The following is a 20193-nucleotide window of genomic DNA, read 5'->3' on the forward strand; positions in this document are numbered from 1 at the left end:
TTAGTTTTGATTTATTTTTCTTAATTGTTTTTCTAATTCTTGTACTCCTTTTGGAGTAGCTATTGCTCTAATATGATATTCTAAAATTTCATACTCAATCTCCATAACCTCCTGCATATCATTACTATACAATTCACTTTCAAACACACCAAAGACTAGTGTGAAATAAAAATTGACTAATAGTTCTCCTTTTATCTTGGCTCTATACAAACCTTGCTCAACACCTTTTTTCAAGTTATCTACATTACAATCTCTAAACATACACACCTCACGTTCTACCAACTTTGTATATGTTTCTGGGTAATATTTTTTTAACTGATACATTGGTGAAGTTTTTGCATTTTTAAACATTTCTTTAAAAATTGCTTTCACTGCAAATTCTTCTTCTACGGCATTGTAATTTTGACTTTTAACTCTATCAATCGTTTCGCTAATTGTATTATGAACCGACTCTGTACTGGCATCTACCAAAGCTGTTTTATTTGAAAAATACTTGTACAATGTTTTTTTAGACATTCCAAGTTCTTTCGCTATATCGTCCATCGTTGTGCTTTTAAACCCTAAGGTTAAAAACATTTCTCCTGCTTTATTAATTATTTTATCTCTCATAATTGTTTGCAAATGTACAACAGGAAACTCTAGAAACAAAAAAAGTTTCCAGAGTTTTAATCTTTTTTTAACATTACGTTGTAGCTAAAATTTATGTTTACCTTATTTTTACAAAAATTTTCAGATTTGGACATATTATCATATCAATCAGACTTTATAGCTTTTTTAGAATCTCAGAAGTTCTCAAGAGAACCTAAAAACCTTTATGAACCAGTAGATTACATCTTAAGATTAGGAGGCAAGAGAATTCGCCCGATGTTAACCTTAATTGCTGCTGATGTTTTTTCAAACGATTATCAAAAGGCATTACCTGCTGCATTCGCTGTTGAAGTTTTTCATAACTTTACTTTAGTACACGATGATATAATGGATGATGCACCTTTAAGAAGAGGTAAGGAAACTGTACACGAAAAATGGAATATAAATACGGGTATTTTATCTGGTGATGCTATGCTTATTTTGGCCTATCAATATTTTGAAAATTATGAACCTGAAGTTTTTCGAAAGCTCGCACAATTGTTTAGCAAAACTGCTTTAGAGGTTTGTGATGGCCAACAGTTAGATGTTGACTTTGAAACTAGAAATGATGTAACCATTAATGAATACATTGAAATGATTACGTTAAAAACATCTGTTTTAGTTGCTGCTGCTTTAAAAATGGGGGCTATTGTTGCTAAAGCTGATGAAGAACAAGCGCAACATTTATATAATTACGGTTTAAACTTAGGAATTGCTTTTCAGCTACAAGATGATTATCTAGATACCTTTGGCGACCCAGAATCTTTTGGAAAACAAGTTGGTGGAGATATTATTGAAAACAAGAAAACATTTCTTTATTTAAAGGCTTTAGAAGTGGCTAATGATGCTGACAAAGAAAATTTACTAAATCTTTACAGCAAAAAACAAAAAAATAACACTGAAAAAGTGACTACTGTTTCAGCTATTTTTAAGAAAAACAACATCCCGAAAGAAACCCACAAACTTATTGAGTACTACACAGATAAGTCTTTCGAAAGCTTAAGTTATCTTACCATTTCTGGTAAACATAAAGAAGGTTTACGTACTTTTGGCAAAAATTTAATGAGTAGAAAAGTGTAAAAAAATAGGTGTTTATTTAAAAAAGTTTTTATTTTTGCAATCCAAATTTAACTGGTCCTATAGCTCAGTTGGTTAGAGCACCTGACTCATAATCAGGGGGTCCATGGTTCGAGCCCATGTGGGACCACTCTTAAACTCAAGCACTTACATATTATTTGTAGGTGCTTTTCTATTTACTTCTACAAAATTTTTCTTTTGAACCTCCTTTTTAATCAGTACCTTTGTAGCCTTATGATAAAAAAACTCAAAGACAAAAAGAATAAACGAATATTCAGTTTTAACTTTTTAGTTTTTAGAAATCAATCAGATAAATTCATTCCTCCTTCAAAATAATCATCTTTTTTTAAGCTAAAAAGAGGCTTCTCTTACCCTTTCACTTGAAAATGTGCTTTTACGAGTACGCTTTCTTCACATTTATTAAAATTAACAATGAATTTCACAAAAAAAAGCCTAGTCTTAGTTGCTTTTTCTTTTGTTACAGTTATGTTTTCACAAGAAAAGCCTGAGGTTAAAATTGGCGGAGCACTACGATTTAACTATAACCTATCTTCTTGGAAAGACGGTCAAAAAAAGCGTGGAGGCGATTTCGGCTTCGACGTCTTTAGAATTAACGCTAAAGCAAAATACAAAGGAATAAAGCTAAATGCTGAATATCGCTTTTACTCACAAAGTTTTGGAGGCGGTATGCTAAAACAAGGATGGTTAGGGTACGACTTTAACGAAAAAGACAATATTCAATTAGGATTAACACAAGTGCCTTTTGGTATTACTCAATACAATTCTCATAGTTGGTTTTTTGGTATTAATTATTATTTAGGACTAGAAGACGACCATGATATGGGAGTAAAATTTACCCATAAAGGAGAGAAATGGGAATATGCCTTGGCTTTTTTTAAAAATGCTGAAGAACTTAATTTCGGAAGCAACTCTAATGTTTCTAATAGCCGATACTCTTACGATGTTGCCTCTATAGACATTGATGGAGATGGAAACCTTGATTTAAGATATAAGGAAACAAACCAATTAAATGGTAAAGTAATTTATCATTTCGGAAGTAAAAACACACAGCACCAAATAGGGTTTTCTGCTCAATATGGAGGGCTTTATAATTTAGATACTGAAGATACTTCAAGTCACCATGCTTTTGCCTTACATTACCAATTAAACGTAAAAAACTTTGATTTAAAAGCACAAGTATCTACTTACAAGTACAATACTAAAAACACTACCTATAGCGATCTTATCGCTTTAACTGCCTATGGAGCTCCTTACCTTACCGCTACAGAAGCAACAACGTATACTTTAGGTGCTGCTTATACTTTTCCTGTAAAATGGAAACCTATCTCTAGCATACAAGTATATAATGATTTTGGTTACATGGATAAAGCAGCTGAAAACTTTGAAGACAGTTTAATGAATGTATTTGGTTTCTTAGTAACAGCTGGTAATGTGTATACTTATATAGATTTTGCCGCGGGAAAAGACCATCCTTGGTTAGGCCCAGTGTGGACAAATGCTTTAGCCAACGGAACACCTAATGCTGATTGGGACATGAGGTTTAACATAAATATCGGATACTATTTTTAATAGAATACATAGCACAAAACATTAACACATGAAGAAAGCAAAAAAAATAATTAGAAGTGACGAGCGAAAATCAATCTTTGGACTCGAAGTTAACGGACCTGTATTCTTCACTTCTTCAATAGTAATTATACTAAGTGTAGCTTTAACTTTACTATTTAAAGAAAGGGCACAAACATATTTTGATACAGCACAAAATTTCATAGCAAACAAAACTGGTTGGTTATTTATTTTAGCCGTAAACATTTTTGTTGCCTTTATGCTTTACTTAGCCTTTAGTAAATATGGAACTTTACGTATTGGAGGCGCAAAGGCGAAACCAGAATTCTCAACTACCTCATGGTTTTCAATGCTTTTTAGTGCTGGTATGGGAATTGGTTTACTTTTTTGGAGTATTGCTGAACCTGTTTATCATTTATCTTCACCTCCTATGGCTGACCCAAATACTGCCGCTGCTGCTAAAGAAGCTATGAACGTTACTTTTTTACACTGGGGGTTACATGCTTGGGGTATTTATGCCTTAGTAGGTTTATCGTTAGCGTATTTTACGTACTCTAGAGGACTTCCTTTAACAATTCGTTCTGTTTTTTATCCTTTTTTAGGAGATAGGATTTACGGTAGAATTGGTGATATTATAGATATTTTTGCTGTTTTGGCTACTGTTTTTGGATTAGCAACTTCTCTTGGACTGGGTGTTAAGCAAGTTGCTGCTGGTTTAGAACATGTTTTTGGTTTAGACTCAGGAATTTCACTACAAATATGGTTAATTGTCGGAATTACGTTAATTGCCACCATTTCTGTAGTTTCAGGAGTTGACAAAGGAGTAAAGTTCTTAAGTGAAATGAATATGCGTATTGCTGTACTTCTATTGCTCGCTGTGGTAATTTTAGGGCCTACTATTTTCATCTTAAAGTCCTTTGTACAAAATACAGGTAGTTATGTAAATGATTTGGTAAGCCTTTCTACTTGGGCAGAAGCCTATTCTGGAACAGAATGGCAAAACTCATGGACTATTTTTTATTGGGGATGGTGGATTGCATGGTCTCCTTTTGTAGGTATGTTTATCGCCCGTGTTTCTAAAGGGAGAACTATTAGAGAGTTTATTCTTGGAGTATTAATTGTTCCTACATTAATCACCTTATTCTGGATTACTGCTTTTGGAGCAACTTCTTTACACGAAATTTTAGGAGGAGACCCTACTATTGCAGATGGTGTAAACGATAATGTTGCTACTGCCCTTTTTGTGTTTTTAGAAGATTTCCCGTTTTCAATGGCTTTAAATATTATTGCAATTATACTTATTGCTAGTTTCTTTGTTACTTCTTCAGATTCTGGTTCTTTGGTAGTTGATAGCTTAACTTCTGGTGGGAAAATCGACGCTCCTGTTGGGCAACGTATATTTTGGGCTCTTGCTGAAGGTGCTGTAGCTGCTGTATTACTATTAGGAGGTGGTTTAAAGGCACTTCAAACAGCATCTATTGCCACAGGGCTTCCTTTTACCTTACTTTTGTTATTAATGTGTTATTCTCTTTTTAAAGGATTAAAAGAAGATTACAAAGAGCATCTTAAACGCTTAAATCAAAAAGAGAAGGAAGAATACCAAGAAACTGTAAAAAGATTAATAGATTCGAAAAAACAAAAACCTTAAATTATGAAAATTAAAAATATACTAGTAGCCTTAGACCTTTCTGAACTAGATGTTACACTTATTAAATACTGTAGCATGCTTGCAAAAAATCATGAAACAGAAAATGTATATTTTATTCATAATGTAAAAAAGTATGAAATAAGTAATTTATTTTCTGAACAGTTAGAAAACATAAGCATTGAAGATATTATTGAAGAAGAGTTAGACAATAGCATTAGTAAACATTTTGATGCTGATTGTAATTATGAATTATTAGTTTCTGATGATGCTTATACAGAAAGCTTAATCAGCTATGTAGCCAATAAATACCATGCTAACCTTATCGTTTTAGGGAATAAAAACACCTACAAAGGATCTGGATCGGTTTCAGGAAAACTATTACGAATGGCAAAATGTAATATTCTTTCCATTCCTAAGGAAGCAAACTTAAATCCTGAAAATCTTATGGTCGCAACCGATTTTTCTTCAGCTTCTCTTAAAGCTTTTAACACTGCTTCATCTATTAACAAAAAGAAAGAATCTGTTTTGAAAATATTAAATGTTTTTAAAATACCTCAATTGTTTTTCCCATATATCAAAGTAGATAAGGCTCGTGAGAAAGTAGAAAAACATGTTGGGTTACAGTTTAAAAAGTTACTTAATAAAGTAAAAGCTTCAAATGTAGAAACTTTAAAGGCTTCAGCTGGTGATGACAGTATTCCTGAAAAAATAAGGGCTGTTGCAGAGAAAGAAAAAACTGATATTTTATTTGTAGCAGATAAAGGGCACAATAACTTTACTTCTCTTTTAGTAGGAAGTGTTACTGAAGAGTTATTTACTCATGATTTACATGTTCCTTTGTGGGTAGTAAAGCGCTACATTGCTTCATAAATAATTTATAAAAAACGGAGTTGAATATCAGCTCCGTTTTTTATCTCCTATTCATTGGTTTAATCTTTTTATTTCAATTTAAAAAGGAACAATTCCATAGGCTTCATTCAACAAAAACATACCTAATAAGAATAATAACAAGTAAGCTCCCTGTATAAATTTCATATTACTTTGTTTTAGTAATTTAATTGTTTGTTTAGAAAAAAAAACCCTTGATTAAAGCTAACCAACCAAACAGAGTCACCAACAGTTTACTATTTGCTTCCCATATATTATGAGCCAACACATTAAGTAACCCTATTATAATTGCAAAGAGCGAGAGAATAATTAAAAACCGCGCATCTTGCAAATTATCTACTATTTGTTTTATTCTTTTAGGATTAAAGCTTAACACAAAGAAGAAAATAATACAGTACCATCCCCAAAACTTTAGTAAAAAGGCTGATATATCCATAACTTATTAATTTACACTCTACTCAAAGATACGAACATAACACATTGACTATCATAATTATTATCATAAAAACCAAACAAACAATAACATTTTATGGTAGTTACTCCTGAAAAACACTACTTTTTTCTGGGTGTTTTTTCTCTTTATTTTTATTCATAAAGCATTAAATTTACTTACTTAAAAATTAATCTAACTATCTAATGAAAAACAACAAACCCTTCTTTATTTTAGTGTTTATTACTGCTTTTCTTTCTTCTTGCAGTATTCTTAAAACAGCCCCTTACGACCAATACTCATTTCAAAAAACTATTGAAATAAAAATAGATGCTAATCAGCTTATCGAAAAAGCTGAAAGCTCTTACCAAGAAAATATTACCGAAATTGAAAAATTACATAATGAAATTGCTAAAATTGTTGAATACGAAAAATACAAACCCAACAATGAGATAACCTATAAAATGTGGTTATTATTAGCCAACCAAGACAAAAACTTACTTGCAGGTTTTTTAAAACGATGGAAAGAAAAAAATAAACTTTCACCCTTTTTTATCACGGAAGCTAAAGGGCAAATAACTGAGGCATTTAATCTGTTACTTGAATACGAAAGCAAAAAAGAACCTGCCACAAAAAACAAATTACTAGAACTTCTTTCAAACAATTAATACGCTATGGATTTCGAAAAAATATTACAAGAATTAAAAAAATCACTAATCTCTTTATTTAGTGATAAGTTTAGTGAGTTTTCACAAGAATCTAAAAAAGACATTGAACTATTCTTGAATGATTCAAAAGACAAACTAGAAAGATGGACGTCTTTATTAGCGCAAGGAAAACTTACCGCAGAAGATTTTGAATGGTTAGTAAAAAGCCAGAAGGATTTATTTCAAATGAAGGCTTTACAAGCTGCTGGTATTTCAAAAATAAGCTTAGGTCATTTTAAAAATAAAGTTCTTAATACTATCGTAAGTACAATAAAAACTTTAATTTTTTAAAACTAAAAAACGATGAATATTTACCCTTTCATCGTTTTTAATTTTTCTTGACGCTCCTCTACTAAAAAATGGGGATTTTCTTGAAACTTCTCCCAAAGAGATAATAATTCTTTAAAAATTAGCATTTCAGTAGCTCTGTCACCATATTGAATAATTAGATATGATAACAAATTATAACAAGCAGTATACTCTCCACATGCAATAACACTGTTTAACATACCATTTGCCTTATCTTTTTTCGTGAACCATAGAGTTGTACCAAACGATGCGCTTTTATTTGAATTTTTAATAATTGCTTCGCTTATGTCTCCTGTATATTTCTTTATTTCCTCCCAACCTCTCTCGTTCTCTGGTCGGGTTGTTTGATTTCCTGAAGCATCTTTACATCGTAGCTCATACACTGTAGATGTAATTATTTTATTAGGGAAAGTACTGTAAATAGCATTTGCATGTTGCCTTCTATCGTTCTTAAGAAAAACTACACTTGCCATACGAACTAAAGATTTTGCCCTATTAAGTATATAAAAACCAACTCTCCTTGGCGGTAAATATAACCTTTGATCTACACCTGTTTCATTTTGCATTAATTTAGATAATGAAAAAAACAGAAAGTGAATAAACACCAAAAAAGCTAATACTACAACACTTACTGTGTACCAAACCATCATCTTTTGTACTCCAAAAAACACGGTAACTATCAACATAAACAATAAGGTAAAAGCGCTGGACACATAGGACACATACTTACTAAACCAAGAATCAGAAGCAAATTTAAAACCCTCTCCTGGATATGGCGATGAAACGTCACACAAAAAATATAAATCATGAAGTTCAGGTTTTCCTTCACATTGATTTTGCGCTTCAGACACAAAAACAGAAGCACCTTGATTATCTACAATACCTCCATCCATCAATCCTATTTCCTCTAAATCATTATGCTTCGGAGTAAAATCGTACGGAAAACCTATAGGCTCAAATCCTCCTGGAAATGCTGTAGAAGCAGCAATTACATCTCCTAATTTTATATCATAAATAACCCCTTTATATTTGCTATGCGCTTTTCCATTTCCAAATCTTTTTTGATTTCCTTTTATATTTTGAAATCTAAACTGATGCGTACTATCAAAATCTGTAGCATTAAAAATCACCCTTTCTAAATGTGTTTTTCCTTTGCTAATTGCATCTTGAACCTCTCCTAAAGTTGCATTATTTGTTAACTTATTATACTCTATAGCAAACGCGTTAATTGGGTTCTTTCGTTTATGCTTATTTTCTGGTTGATTCCAGATTAAAGGCGATCTTAAATGACTTAATGCATTATTGGTTAATTCATCTTTAGCCAACCATGTATAATACTCATTAAAGAAAGTTTGGAAATCTTTCTCTTCAAATTGAGATTGTGCATATTTAACCCCAGTAATTGTTCCTCCAGAAACGGTAGAAATTGCTTTTACATTTTCTAGTAAACCTACTTTTTCTAGTAAAGATAATGTTCCTAAAGAAAAACAAGCTGCTCTATATCCCCCTCCAGAAAAACATAAGGCAATAGACTTAAATAGCTCCATGGTTTTCGTGCAATTTTTATAATTTTATCTTACCCTCTTAAAGCATGTAGTCTAGCCACGTATTTTCCAATTACATCAAACTCTAAATTCACTTTGGTACCTATTTTAAAGTTTTTAAAGGTTGTATGCTCGTAAGTGTATGGAATAATAGCCACACTAAACTCATCCTTTTTAGAGTTTACCACCGTTAAGCTTACACCGTTTATAGTAATTGAACCTTTTTCAATAGTGATATTTGTTCCATCAAAATCATATGAAAAAGTAAAAACTGTACTCCCTTCGGCATCTTCTATATTTTTACAAACTCCCGTTCCATCTACATGCCCTTGTACTATGTGCCCATCTAATCGAGCCCCTAACTTCATTGCTCTTTCAAGGTTTATCTCATCTCCTACCTTTAAATCACCTATATTCGTTTTATCTAGTGTTTCTTTTATAGCTGTAACCGTGTATTCATCCTTATCAATTGCCACAACTGTTAAGCAAACACCATTGTGTGCTACGCTCTGATCTATTTTTAATTCATTGGTTATTGTACTTCTTATTGTAAGGTGTAAATTCTCTTTTTCACGCTCAATCCCTTTTACAATTCCAAGAGTTTCTATTATTCCGGTAAACATTCTATAAAAATTTAGTTACTTTTGTTAGCATCAAAAATACAACTTTACCTACGAAAGTAAACTATGGATAAAGCAAACAAAATTATTGTCGGAATTTCGGTTGGGGACATCAATGGAATTGGTATCGAAATTATTTTAAAGACATTTGAAGACAAACGAATGCTTGATTTTTGCACTCCAGTTTTATTTGCTTCAAACAAATTGATTTCATATCATAAAAAGACGTTAAGACTTAATACCAGTATTCATGGAATTACTTCTTTAGATAAACTTGTGCATGGTAAAGTTAATTTATTAAACAGTTGGAAAGAAGAGGTTAAGGTAGACTTAGGTAAAACTACTGAAGAAGGTGGTAAATTTGCCTTGAAATCATTACAAGCAGCTGTTGGGGCTTTAAAAAAGAATCAAATAGATCTTATTGTTACAGCTCCTATTAACAAAGAAAATATTCAATCTGAAGAATTTAAGTTCCCTGGGCATACAGAATACCTAGAAGAAAACTTTGATGGAAGAAGTTTAATGATTTTAATGACAAATGAATTACGTATTGGTTTAATAACTGGTCATATTCCTATTTCAAAAGTAGCTGAAACGATTACACCTGAGCTTATAAAATCTAAAATTGAAATCATGTACAACTCTTTAAAACAAGATTTTAACATTAGCAAACCTAAAATAGCTGTACTAGGGCTAAATCCACATTGTGGCGACAATGGAATTATTGGTACTGAAGATGACGAAATTATTCGCCCTACTATCACTGAAATTAAAGAGACTGGTAAATTAGTTTTGGGTCCGTATGCAGCCGATGGCTTTTTCGGTTCAAAAACCTACGAGCAATTTGATGGAATTTTAGCTATGTATCACGACCAAGGATTAGCTCCTTTTAAAGCTTTATCGTTTGGAAATGGTGTAAACTTCACCGCTGGATTGAGTAAAGTAAGAACCTCTCCAGACCATGGAACTGGATTTGATATTGCAGGTAAAAACAAAGCCAACCCTACATCTTTTAAAGAAGCCTTATTTACCTCACTACAAATATTTAAAAACAGAAAAGAGTATCAAGAACTTACAAAAAACGCATTAAAAGCAAAATAGTTCATTTTTTTTACTCAAAATATAAAAGTAAAAACATTTTTTATATCTTTGCACGCTCAAATTGATAGTTGTAGATGAAAGACTTAAAAGAATTCAACATACCTTTTGTAGGTTTAAAAGAAGGAAGTCATTTGTTTGAATATCAAATTGGCAAAACGTTCTTTGAAGCATTTCAGTTTGACGAGTTTAACAGCGCCAACGTAAAAGCGGATATTACATTTACTAAAAAAAGCACTTTAATAGAGCTTGCTTTTAATATAAGCGGAACGGTTAACGTTCCTTGTGATATTACTAATGAGTTATTTGACTTACCCATTAATGGTAATTTAGATTTGGTTGTTAAGTTTGGACATGAATTTAATGATGAACACGATGAAATTTTGATTCTTCCACATGAAGCTTATCAAGTAAATGTAGCTCAATACATTTATGAATTAATCGTATTATCAACACCGAGCAAAAGAGTACATCCAAATGTTGCTGATGGCACTATGCAATCGGATGCTTTAAGGAAATTAGAAGAATTAAGAATAAACGAAGAAAAAACTGTTGAGGAAGAATCAACAGATCCTAGATGGGATAAATTAAAGGATTTACTAACAGATAAATAAGACATAAAATGGCACATCCAAAGAGAAAAATATCTAAAACTAGAAGAGATAAAAGAAGAACTCATTATAAAGCTTCTGTACCTCAAATAGCTGTTGATCCTACAACTGGAGAAGCTCATTTATACCACAGAGCTCACTGGCATGAAGGAAAACTTTATTACAGAGGTCAAGTAGTATTAGAAAGTGCTGCTGCTGAGGCTTAAAAACTAGTTTAAAAAATTAAAAAACCCTCTACTTTGAGGGTTTTTTTATGTTTTTACATCAAAAGATGCTCTTTTTGGTGTTTTTTTCTATAAAAAAGTGAAATAATTTTCATTACTTTGAAAACTCGTTTTACTACAAAACAAACAACTATGACTAAAATAACTGCAGCTATAACAGCGGTAGGGAAATATATTCCAGAACATGCTCTTACCAATAAGGAGCTAGAAACGATGGTAGACACAAACGATGAGTGGATTACTACCAGAACAGGAATCAAAGAAAGAAGGATTTTAAAAGGTGAAGGCCTTGGGACTTCCTTTATGGCTATAAAAGCAGCAGAAGATTTACTTCAAAAATCAAATACAAAACCTGAAGATATAGACATGGTTATTGTAGCAACTGCTACTCCAGATATGCCTGTAGCTTCTACAGCAGCTTACACCGCTTCTAAAATAGGAGCTGTAAATGCTTTTTCTTACGATTTACAAGCTGCTTGCTCTAGTTTTTTATATGGTATGTCAACGGCTTCAAGTTATATTGAAAGTGGTCGATATAAAAAGGTATTACTAATTGGTGCTGATAAAATGTCATCAATTATAGATTATAGTGATAGAGCTACCTGTATCATCTTTGGAGATGGAGCAGGTGCTGTTTTATTTGAACCCAACAACGACGGTTTAGGGTTGCAAGATGAATATTTAAGAAGCGACGGAATTGGTCGTGATTTCTTAAAAATTGATGCAGGCGGGTCAATCTTACCAGCATCAGAAGAAACTATTAAAAACAAGCAACACTTTGTTCATCAAGAAGGAAGAACAGTATTTAAGTTTGCTGTTTCTAACATGGCAGATGTTTCTGAAAAAATGTTGACCAGAAACAATTTAACAAAAGATGACATTCAGTGGTTAGTTCCACACCAAGCTAATAAAAGAATCATTGAAGCTACAGCAAATAGAGTTGGCTTAGAAGATGATAAAGTAATGATGAATATTCATAAGTACGGAAATACTACTTCTGCTACTTTACCGTTGTTACTTGCTGATTATGAAAAAGAGTTGAAAAAAGGAGATAATTTAATTTTTGCTGCATTTGGTGGAGGTTTCACATGGGGAGCTATCTACTTAAAATGGGCATATAACTCATAACTAAACAACTAAAATTTAGGAAAATGGACATTAAAGAAATTCAAAGTCTTATAAAGTTTGTAGCTAAGTCAGGTGCAAGTGAAGTAAAGCTAGAAATGGAAGATATTAAAATCACCATTAAAACTGGAAGCGAAACTCCTGAAACTACTATTATACAAGCTCCTGCTCCTGTAGCGGCAGCTCCACAAATGGTAGCGGCAGCCCCTGCACAACCAGCTACTCCTGCTTCAATCCCAGTAGCAGCCGAAACTACAGACGACTCAAAATATGTAACTATAAAATCACCTATCATTGGTACTTTTTACAGAAAGCCTTCTCCAGACAAACCTAATTTTGCTGAAGTGGGAACTGAAGTAAAAGTTGGTGATACTGTTTGTATCATTGAAGCAATGAAGTTATTTAACGAAATTGAATCAGAAGTATCTGGTAAAGTCGTTAAAGTGTTAGTGGACGATTCTTCTCCTGTAGAATTTGATCAACCATTATTTTTAGTAGACCCATCATAATTTTTGGTTTAGAAGTTTTAAGTTTAAAGGTTTAGTACATCACTAAACTTTTAAATAACTAAACCCAATAAACTCATAAACTAAAAGACATGTTTAAAAAGATATTAATTGCCAATAGAGGCGAAATCGCGCTACGTGTAATTAGAACCTGTAAAGAGATGGGGATTAAAACAGTAGCTGTTTACTCTAAAGCAGATGCTGAAAGCTTACACGTAAGATTTGCTGATGAAGCTGTTTGTATTGGACCTGCACCAAGTAGCGAGTCTTATTTAAAAATGGATCGCATCATTGCTGCAGCGGAGATTACAAACGCTGATGGAATTCACCCAGGATATGGTTTCTTAGCTGAAAATGCTAAGTTTTCAAAATTGTGTGAAGAGCACGAAATTAAATTTATCGGAGCTTCTCCTGAGATGATTGACCGTATGGGAGACAAAGCAAACGCTAAAGCTACCATGAAAGCTGCTGGAGTACCATGTGTACCAGGTAGTGACGGTGTAATCACTACTTTTGAAGAATGTGAAAAAGTCGCTGTAGAAACTGGGTATCCTGTAATGCTAAAAGCCTCTGCCGGTGGTGGTGGTAAAGGTATGCGTGCTGTTTGGAAAGCCGAAGATTTAAAAGATGCTTGGGATTCTGCTAGACAAGAATCAAAAGCTGCTTTTGGAAATGACGATATGTATATGGAGAAGTTAATTGAAGAGCCTCGCCATATCGAAATTCAAGTAGTAGGCGATGCTTATGGTAAAGCTTGTCACTTATCTGAAAGAGATTGTTCGGTACAACGTCGTCATCAAAAATTAACTGAGGAAACTCCTTCTCCTTTCATGACGGAAGAATTACGTGATGATATGGGAGCTGCTGCTGTTAAAGCTGCTGAATACATTAAGTATGAAGGTGCTGGAACGGTTGAATTCTTAGTAGACAAACACCGTAATTTCTACTTTATGGAAATGAATACACGTATTCAAGTAGAACATCCAATTACTGAAGAAGTAGTTGATTACGATTTAATTAGAGAGCAAATCTTAGTTGCTGCTGGTGTACCAATTTCTGGTAAAAACTACAAGCCACAATTACACTCTATTGAATGTAGAATTAATGCAGAAGATCCGTATAACGGGTTTAGACCTGCTCCAGGAAAAATTACTTCATATCATGCCCCAGGTGGTCATGGTGTTCGTATAGACACTCACGTGTACGCTGGATATATGATTCCACCAAACTACGATTCAATGATTTCTAAATTAATTGTTACTGCACAAACTCGTGAAGAAGCAATCAACAAAATGAAACGAGCATTAGATGAGTATGTTATTGAAGGTGTAAAAACAACGATTCCTTTCCACAGACAGTTAATGGATCATCCAGATTATGTAGCGGGTAATTATACCACTAAATTTATGGAGGATTTTGAAATGGAAGCATAACATATTTTAATATAGAATAAAAAATCAGTGAGTAACTTCACTGATTTTTTTATTTCATAAATTCGCATAATGAATTTTTTATATAACATATCTCTTTTCATTGTATCGATACTCTTACCTTTAATAGCTTTATTCAACAAAAAAATAAAGTTATTTTATGAAGGAAGAAAAGAAACCTTCACTAAACTTAATAGTATTTCTGAAACTGATAAGGTAATTTGGTTTCATGCAGCTTCTTTAGGTGAATTTGAACAAGGAAGACCTATTATTGAAGAGTTAAAGCAAGACTATAAGAATTATAAAATTGTAGTCACTTTTTTTTCTCCTTCTGGTTATGAAATCAGGAAAAACTATCCGTTGGCAGATGTAATTTGTTACTTGCCTCTCGATACAAAATCAAACGTTAAAAAATTCATAAAACAGTTACATCCTGATGTAGCTATTATGATTAAGTATGAGTTTTGGCCTAACCTTCTTTCAGAATTAAAAAAACATAATATTCCTACGATTTTAATTTCTGGTATTTTCAGAAAAAAACAATCCTTTTTTAAATGGTATGGAGGTTTTATGCGTGAAAAACTAACAGCTTTTAATCACTTTTTTGTACAAAACAAAACTTCTAAAGATTTATTAAATTCTATTAATTTTAATAACGTAACCATTGCTGGTGATACGCGATTTGATCGTGTATACGATATTTTACAACAAAACAACTCTTTAGATTTTATTTCTAAATTTAAAAATAATCATTACACTGTTGTTGCGGGAAGTACTTGGAAAGAAGACGAAGAACTTATTGTAGATTATTTAAATAATCACGCAACTGATGATGAAAAGTTTATTATTGCTCCACATAACATCAATAAAAAACAGATTAAAGAATTACAAAACTCAATCAATAAAAAAACTGTTCTTTACTCTGAAAACGTAAACAAAGAGTTATCAGAATATCAAGTTTTTATAATTGACACTATTGGCTTGCTTACCAAAATATATTCATACGCTGATGTTGCCTATGTAGGTGGTGGACTCGCTACTGGTTTACATAATATTTTAGAACCAGCGACATATGGTGTTCCAGTTATTTTTGGTGGTAATAAATATAGTAAGTTTCAAGAAGCAATTGATTTACTAGAAATAGGAGGTGCAAAGACCGTTACAAATACTAATGAATTTTCTAGTAATTTTGCTTTATTGAAATCAGGCAAAAACCTAAGAGAGCAATTGGGGAAAGTTAACCACTTTTATATTTTAAAAAATGTGGGAGCAACAAAAAACATTATCACTTATTTAAAAAACATATTATAATGGATTTTATATTACAACCATGGCCTTGGTATATATCTGGGCCACTTATCGCCTTTATACTATTTTTATTCTTTTATTTCGGTAAAAATTTTGGAGTATCAACTAATTTAGAAACCATGTGTACTATGGCTGGTGCAGGTAAAGTTTCTAATTATTTTAAGAAGGATTGGAAAGAACGTGACTGGTCTATTCTTTTTTTAATTGGTTTACTAATTGGAGGATATATAGCCATTAACTACCTCACTGCTACACCAAAAATTGATTTAAACCCAACAACGGTAAATGAATTAGCTAATTTAGGTTTTCAAAATGCAGGAGAAACCTATGTACCTAATGAAATTTTTAGCATTGAAAACATGTTAACCTTAAAAGGTTTTACAATTTTATTAGTTGCTGGAATTTTAATTGGATTTGGAACTCGTTATGCAGGAGGATGTACTTCAGGACATGCTATTACAGGTTTGAGTAGTTTTCAATTACCTTCGCTAATTGCAGTACTTGGTTTTTTTATTGGTGGTTTATTTATGACTTGGGTACTATTCCCTTTAATTTTTGGTTAAGATGAAGAATATAAAGTTTTTAATTATTGGTATTATTTTCGGAATTATTTTATCGAAATCAGAAGCCGTTTCTTGGTATCGAATTTATGAAATGTTCAAGTTTCAAGCATTTCACATGTATGGTATTATTGGTTCAGCTGTGGCTATCTCTGCTGTATTTATGTATTTCTTTAAAAGTGGAAAAATTAAAGATTACTTAGGAAACCAAATTAACATCAAAGAGAAAAAGAAAGGCTTTATTAGAACTTTAGTTGGCGGCATTATATTTGGGTTAGGCTGGGCATTAGCAGGTGCATGCCCTGCTCCTGTTTTTGTTTTAATAGGCCAAGGAATACTTCCGATGATTACTGTACTCTTAGGAGCTCTTCTAGGAGCTTTTATTTATGGTTTATTGAGTAAGAAGTTACCTTCATAATTTACTCTACTTACTTGTTTCTATTTTGGTCTTTAAGCATCTACATCTTTTGATGTTTGTACTAACCCTATTAATAGATTATATAGTATAGGTATTAACTAGTTTTGTATAGTTTTCTTCTAACTTGTTAAGTTTAGCTTGTAATGATTTTTTTAATACCTTTTGTATCTTTTTATTAATTGTTTTTACTTTTTGAATAGATAAAACATTTGTATTAAATACTATAAAACTATTAAGTGTTTTTCTTGCTAGTATTTTAAGTTTACAAAGGCATTTTTACATTTGTTCACCGCATTACTATAAGCTGATTTTGTAGTGGCTACTTTTTCTAACTTTTCTAAGGTAGTAGTGTATCGTTTTCATTGTGAAAGTTTTTACTTTAAAGTTAATAAATTCGAATTTAAACTGTTTTATCTTTAGGGAAGACCACGCTACTAACTACACATCTTAATTTAATTCTCTAATATAGTGTTTTTCTATTCATTGCTAACTTTAAAACCCTATAAATAAAAACATTTATAGGGTTTTGTGGGGAATAAAATAAGAGGAATTTCATTAATACTGCCTACTTATAGTTAATTAACAATAATAAACTCACTTCTTCTATTAATTTGATGCTCTTTTTCACTACAAGGAACATTATTGGAGCATTTATTAAGTAATTGTGTTTCTCCATACCCTTTAGCTGTTATTCTATCTTTAGAAACCCCATGGTACAAAAGATATTTTTTTGTAGACTCTGATCGTTTTCTAGATAAGCTCATATTAAAGTCATCATTACTTCGACTGTCTGTATGAGAACGTATTTCTACTTTTAACTTAGGGTACTGCTTCATCGTTTCTACTATTTTCTGAAGTTCTACTTCAGCACTAGCTCTTATATTCCATTGCCCATAATCAAAATATACAGGCGGAACATTTAATGTTTTAGCCAAGTCTGTACCTGATAAAAGCTTTGTGTTTTCAGGAGACAATTGAAAGTTGTGTTTTCTATCTTCTTGTAATTCTTTAGAAAAACCATCTGTTGCTTTATATCCTTCTTTCATTACATTTAAAATATAAGCGGGCTTATATGCAACTTCAATATTATATTTCCCATCTTGATTTGTTCGTAAAGTATGTAAAAGTATATTATCTGTATTAAATATCTTAATTACAGTCCCTCTCAAAGGAAAAGCTGATTCTTTATCAGTAACTATACCATGCATACGACTTTTTACAGACACTTCTCGTAGAGGTTTCTTTTCTATAAAACTATAAATATTATCATACCCTTGACCTTTTTCTGACCTATTGGAACTTATAAAGCCTTTACCTTTATAAACAATATAACAGATATCGTCAAAAGAAGAGTTTATGGGTGAACCCACATTTAGCAGCTCTCCTGATGGCTCTCCTAGGGTATTCATTTTGATGAAAAATACATCGTATCCCCCCAACCCAAAATGACCATCTGATGAAAAATATAACTCGTTATTCTCTGAAATAAACGGGAAAGACTCTCTTCCTGGGGTATTTACTTTTTCTCCTAGATTTTTGACCTCTCCTAAACTACCATCTTCTTTTACTTCGGTATAATAAATATCAGTAGCACCTTCTCCTCCTGGACGATCAGACACAAAATAAAGTTTGTTTTCCTGAATATTTAATACTGGATGTGCTGTATTAAATCCATCTTCGTTAATAGAAAGTTCTTCTATATTTCCCCACTCACCTTTATATAGAGTTGCTTTAAATATTTTTAAACGTAATTCACTGCTTTTATTACTTACTTTCGGTGAAGTACGTGTAAAATACATAGTGTTACCATCTTTTGTAAAGCTTGCAGTAGACTCATGGTATTTATTATTAATCTTTCCTTTTAAAAGTGACGGTGTCCCGACAGAATTATTTGATATTTTTACTTCGTATAAATCTAGATAAGGTAAACCATCCCAAGTACTCACTTTATTTCTAGTATTTCTTGTAGATGCAAATACAAATTTATCTTTTCCATATCGACTTAATCCAAAATCGATACCATCTGAATTAAAGGGAACTTTATTTATCCTATAACGTCTTGAATTTGCTTTTATTAACTCTAAGTACTTATCTGTTGTTCTTACAGGACTTTCTTTTACTCCTATTTTGGAAAGATATTGCTCGTAATACTCTTTTCCCAACAAAGCTTTTCCTGATGCCTTTAAAGCTTGCGCGTATCTAAGCTCATAAATTGCTAACTGATGCTTATTTAAGTTAAACAGTTTAGCATACCATTTTACTGCATCTTTATACTTCCCATTAAAGTAATAACTGTCTCCTAAGTTTTGTAATAAGGATTCCGATTTATATCCTTTATTAAAAACTTTTTCGTATATAATAGCTGCTTCAACATAAGCCTTACTAGTAAATGCTTTATTTGCTTTTTCTATTGTTTTTTTTTGGCTATAAGACTGGAAAACAACCGAAATTAAAAGTAAAACAAGTAATTTACTTTGCCGAGTTCTATTGATAAAATACATAATAATTATTTTTTTGATGTAAAATATTAGAAAAATCTAGGGCTAACCACCTTGTTTTTATTTCTGTTAACCGTTTCAAAACGAATAAAAAATTCGTGAGCGCCATTTGTATAATTACCAATATCGGTTAAGTCGTAATCGTAAGCATAACCTAGCATCATCCCTTTAGTTACTTGAAACCCAATTAGACCACTTACTGCACTATCCCATCTATAGGCAGCTCCTAAAGTCAACTTTTCATTAAACAAAAAATTAGCTGACAAATCGGCTGCTAAAGGGGCACCTTCTACTTCTTTTAACAAAAAAGCGGGTTTGAACTTCCACATTGAGCTTAAATCGAATACATATCCCCCTATTAAATAAAAATGAATTCGCTCATTAGCTGTACTTACTGTAGTATCATCATAATGCGTTGTCTTTAACATATTAGGAGCTGAAACCCCTATATACCACTTATCTTCATGTCTTAAGTAAAGTCCCGCTCCTATTACTGGAGAAACCTGTCCGTTTATATTGTTTGAGCTATCAAAAGTAGGGTCATTAGGATTGTTGGGGCTTAATTTGCTAAAATCAACATCTAAAATATTTATTCCTCCCTTTAACCCAAAAGAAAGATAGGTTCCAAAATTGTTAAGAGGCAAAGTATAAGAAAAATCGGCAGCTATGTAGTTCTCTATTGAAATACCTATTTCATCCCTATAAAAAGTGAGACCTGTTCCCAAACGCTCATTGATTGGAGTATTGAATGAAAAATTTAAAGTTCTTGGTGCCCCTTCTATCCCTACCCATTGAGCACGGTACAAACCTGATAAACTAAATACTCCCCGGCTCCCTGCATATCCAGGGTTTACCGTTTGAGTATTATACATATATTGTGTGTATTGCGAATCTTGTTGACCGAATGTTAATTCTGATAAAATTAGCAATAGTATACACAAAGATTTATTCATATTTTTTTTGGTTATATATTTCACG

Annotated in this window: 21 protein-coding genes and 1 tRNA gene; 16 read left to right on the plus strand and 6 right to left on the minus strand. The window is 32.2% G+C overall.

Features of this window, described 5'->3' with window-relative positions:
* Positions 1-609, minus strand: coding sequence for a TetR/AcrR family transcriptional regulator (locus Q4517_RS07595; protein WP_303507935.1), 609 nt, complete (start codon positions 607-609; stop codon positions 1-3).
* 126 nt (positions 610-735) lie between these two features.
* Between Q4517_RS07595 and Q4517_RS07600 the strand changes: the two genes are divergently transcribed.
* The 5 genes from Q4517_RS07600 to Q4517_RS07620 all read left to right on the plus strand — a co-directional run bounded on the left by Q4517_RS07600 (position 736) and on the right by Q4517_RS07620 (position 5809).
* Positions 736-1707: a polyprenyl synthetase family protein gene (locus Q4517_RS07600; RefSeq protein ID WP_303507936.1), complete on the plus strand. Its 972-nt coding sequence runs from the start codon at positions 736-738 to the stop codon at positions 1705-1707.
* Positions 1708-1760: 53 nt separating this feature from the next.
* Positions 1761-1834: transfer RNA gene (locus Q4517_RS07605), tRNA-Ile, on the plus strand.
* A 302-nt stretch (positions 1835-2136) separates the two neighbouring features.
* Positions 2137-3294 carry a hypothetical protein gene (locus Q4517_RS07610; RefSeq protein WP_303507937.1) on the plus strand — a complete coding sequence of 386 codons (1158 nt, stop codon included), beginning with the start codon at positions 2137-2139 and terminating at the stop codon, positions 3292-3294.
* Between the two features lie 28 nt (positions 3295-3322).
* The gene (locus Q4517_RS07615; protein ID WP_303507938.1) at positions 3323-4939 is read left to right on the plus strand and encodes a BCCT family transporter; all 1617 of its coding nucleotides are present in this window, start codon (positions 3323-3325) and stop codon (positions 4937-4939) included.
* Between the two features lie 3 nt (positions 4940-4942).
* Positions 4943-5809, plus strand: a complete 867-nt coding sequence (locus Q4517_RS07620; RefSeq protein WP_303507939.1) for a universal stress protein — start codon at positions 4943-4945, stop codon at positions 5807-5809.
* Between the two features lie 196 nt (positions 5810-6005).
* On the opposite strand, the gene Q4517_RS07625 is transcribed toward Q4517_RS07620, so the two are convergent.
* Positions 6006-6263, minus strand: coding sequence for a hypothetical protein (locus tag Q4517_RS07625; RefSeq protein ID WP_303507940.1), 258 nt, complete (start codon positions 6261-6263; stop codon positions 6006-6008).
* Between the two features lie 200 nt (positions 6264-6463).
* Between Q4517_RS07625 and Q4517_RS07630 the strand changes: the two genes are divergently transcribed.
* The gene (locus tag Q4517_RS07630) at positions 6464-6925 is read left to right on the plus strand and encodes a hypothetical protein (protein ID WP_303507941.1); all 462 of its coding nucleotides are present in this window, start codon (positions 6464-6466) and stop codon (positions 6923-6925) included.
* Between the two features lie 6 nt (positions 6926-6931).
* Positions 6932-7255: a hypothetical protein gene (locus tag Q4517_RS07635; RefSeq protein ID WP_303507942.1), complete on the plus strand. Its 324-nt coding sequence runs from the start codon at positions 6932-6934 to the stop codon at positions 7253-7255.
* 20 nt (positions 7256-7275) lie between these two features.
* On the opposite strand, the gene Q4517_RS07640 is transcribed toward Q4517_RS07635, so the two are convergent.
* Both Q4517_RS07640 and Q4517_RS07645 read right to left on the minus strand, forming a co-directional pair.
* Positions 7276-8820 carry a patatin-like phospholipase family protein gene (locus tag Q4517_RS07640; protein WP_303507943.1) on the minus strand — a complete coding sequence of 515 codons (1545 nt, stop codon included), beginning with the start codon at positions 8818-8820 and terminating at the stop codon, positions 7276-7278.
* A 29-nt stretch (positions 8821-8849) separates the two neighbouring features.
* Positions 8850-9440, minus strand: a complete 591-nt coding sequence (locus Q4517_RS07645; RefSeq protein ID WP_303507944.1) for a riboflavin synthase — start codon at positions 9438-9440, stop codon at positions 8850-8852.
* A gap of 63 nt (positions 9441-9503) precedes the next feature.
* Here Q4517_RS07645 and pdxA point away from each other — a divergent pair, with 63 nt between their 5' ends.
* The 9 genes from pdxA (at position 9504) to Q4517_RS07690 (ending at position 16717) form a co-directional block, all read left to right on the plus strand.
* Entirely contained in the window at positions 9504-10538 is a 1035-nt protein-coding gene (gene pdxA / locus Q4517_RS07650) for a 4-hydroxythreonine-4-phosphate dehydrogenase PdxA (protein ID WP_303507945.1), read from the plus strand.
* 74 nt (positions 10539-10612) lie between these two features.
* A complete protein-coding gene (locus Q4517_RS07655) occupies positions 10613-11149 on the plus strand; it encodes a DUF177 domain-containing protein (RefSeq protein WP_303507946.1) in 537 nt (178 codons plus the stop codon).
* Between the two features lie 8 nt (positions 11150-11157).
* Positions 11158-11352, plus strand: coding sequence for a 50S ribosomal protein L32 (rpmF, locus tag Q4517_RS07660; RefSeq protein ID WP_047789948.1), 195 nt, complete (start codon positions 11158-11160; stop codon positions 11350-11352).
* Between the two features lie 150 nt (positions 11353-11502).
* A complete protein-coding gene (locus tag Q4517_RS07665; protein ID WP_303507947.1) occupies positions 11503-12498 on the plus strand; it encodes a beta-ketoacyl-ACP synthase III in 996 nt (331 codons plus the stop codon).
* A 23-nt stretch (positions 12499-12521) separates the two neighbouring features.
* Positions 12522-13004 carry an acetyl-CoA carboxylase biotin carboxyl carrier protein gene (gene accB / locus Q4517_RS07670; protein ID WP_303507948.1) on the plus strand — a complete coding sequence of 161 codons (483 nt, stop codon included), beginning with the start codon at positions 12522-12524 and terminating at the stop codon, positions 13002-13004.
* A gap of 89 nt (positions 13005-13093) precedes the next feature.
* Positions 13094-14434, plus strand: coding sequence for an acetyl-CoA carboxylase biotin carboxylase subunit (accC, locus tag Q4517_RS07675; RefSeq protein WP_303507949.1), 1341 nt, complete (start codon positions 13094-13096; stop codon positions 14432-14434).
* A gap of 69 nt (positions 14435-14503) precedes the next feature.
* The gene (locus Q4517_RS07680; RefSeq protein WP_303507950.1) at positions 14504-15742 is read left to right on the plus strand and encodes a 3-deoxy-D-manno-octulosonic acid transferase; all 1239 of its coding nucleotides are present in this window, start codon (positions 14504-14506) and stop codon (positions 15740-15742) included.
* Complete coding sequence (locus Q4517_RS07685) at positions 15742-16302, plus strand: YeeE/YedE family protein (protein ID WP_303507951.1); 561 nt, start codon at positions 15742-15744, stop codon at positions 16300-16302. The genes Q4517_RS07680 and Q4517_RS07685 overlap by 1 nt, the downstream gene beginning before the upstream one ends.
* A gap of 1 nt (position 16303) precedes the next feature.
* Entirely contained in the window at positions 16304-16717 is a 414-nt protein-coding gene (locus tag Q4517_RS07690) for a DUF6691 family protein (protein ID WP_303507952.1), read from the plus strand.
* A gap of 575 nt (positions 16718-17292) precedes the next feature.
* Here the strand turns inward: Q4517_RS07690 and Q4517_RS07695 are convergent.
* Complete coding sequence (locus Q4517_RS07695; RefSeq protein WP_303507953.1) at positions 17293-19218, minus strand: OmpA family protein; 1926 nt, start codon at positions 19216-19218, stop codon at positions 17293-17295.
* A 26-nt stretch (positions 19219-19244) separates the two neighbouring features.
* Positions 19245-20168, minus strand: coding sequence for a type IX secretion system membrane protein PorP/SprF (locus Q4517_RS07700; protein WP_303507954.1), 924 nt, complete (start codon positions 20166-20168; stop codon positions 19245-19247).
* Positions 20169-20193 lie beyond the last annotated feature (25 nt).

Source organism: Tenacibaculum sp. 1_MG-2023, assembly GCF_030547425.1.
Classification (GTDB): Bacteria; Bacteroidota; Bacteroidia; order Flavobacteriales; family Flavobacteriaceae; genus Polaribacter.

Bases quoted from the DNA above. Each gene is read 5' to 3' on its own strand.
- Q4517_RS07595 (WP_303507935.1), bottom strand. From the start codon at position 609: ATGAGAGATAAAATAATTAATAAAGCAGGAGAAATGTTTTTAACCTTA.
- Q4517_RS07610 (WP_303507937.1), top strand. From the start codon at position 2,137: ATGAATTTCACAAAAAAAAGCCTAGTCTTAGTTGCTTTTTCTTTTGTT.
- Q4517_RS07615 (WP_303507938.1), top strand. From the start codon at position 3,323: ATGAAGAAAGCAAAAAAAATAATTAGAAGTGACGAGCGAAAATCAATC.
- Q4517_RS07620 (WP_303507939.1), top strand. From the start codon at position 4,943: ATGAAAATTAAAAATATACTAGTAGCCTTAGACCTTTCTGAACTAGAT.
- Q4517_RS07625 (WP_303507940.1), bottom strand. From the start codon at position 6,263: ATGGATATATCAGCCTTTTTACTAAAGTTTTGGGGATGGTACTGTATT.
- Q4517_RS07630 (WP_303507941.1), top strand. From the start codon at position 6,464: ATGAAAAACAACAAACCCTTCTTTATTTTAGTGTTTATTACTGCTTTT.
- Q4517_RS07635 (WP_303507942.1), top strand. From the start codon at position 6,932: ATGGATTTCGAAAAAATATTACAAGAATTAAAAAAATCACTAATCTCT.
- Q4517_RS07640 (WP_303507943.1), bottom strand. From the start codon at position 8,820: ATGGAGCTATTTAAGTCTATTGCCTTATGTTTTTCTGGAGGGGGATAT.
- Q4517_RS07645 (WP_303507944.1), bottom strand. From the start codon at position 9,440: ATGTTTACCGGAATAATAGAAACTCTTGGAATTGTAAAAGGGATTGAG.
- pdxA (WP_303507945.1), top strand. From the start codon at position 9,504: ATGGATAAAGCAAACAAAATTATTGTCGGAATTTCGGTTGGGGACATC.
- Q4517_RS07655 (WP_303507946.1), top strand. From the start codon at position 10,613: ATGAAAGACTTAAAAGAATTCAACATACCTTTTGTAGGTTTAAAAGAA.
- rpmF (WP_047789948.1), top strand. From the start codon at position 11,158: ATGGCACATCCAAAGAGAAAAATATCTAAAACTAGAAGAGATAAAAGA.
- Q4517_RS07665 (WP_303507947.1), top strand. From the start codon at position 11,503: ATGACTAAAATAACTGCAGCTATAACAGCGGTAGGGAAATATATTCCA.
- accB (WP_303507948.1), top strand. From the start codon at position 12,522: ATGGACATTAAAGAAATTCAAAGTCTTATAAAGTTTGTAGCTAAGTCA.
- accC (WP_303507949.1), top strand. From the start codon at position 13,094: ATGTTTAAAAAGATATTAATTGCCAATAGAGGCGAAATCGCGCTACGT.
- Q4517_RS07680 (WP_303507950.1), top strand. From the start codon at position 14,504: ATGAATTTTTTATATAACATATCTCTTTTCATTGTATCGATACTCTTA.
- Q4517_RS07685 (WP_303507951.1), top strand. From the start codon at position 15,742: ATGGATTTTATATTACAACCATGGCCTTGGTATATATCTGGGCCACTT.
- Q4517_RS07690 (WP_303507952.1), top strand. From the start codon at position 16,304: ATGAAGAATATAAAGTTTTTAATTATTGGTATTATTTTCGGAATTATT.
- Q4517_RS07695 (WP_303507953.1), bottom strand. From the start codon at position 19,218: ATGTATTTTATCAATAGAACTCGGCAAAGTAAATTACTTGTTTTACTT.
- Q4517_RS07700 (WP_303507954.1), bottom strand. From the start codon at position 20,168: ATGAATAAATCTTTGTGTATACTATTGCTAATTTTATCAGAATTAACA.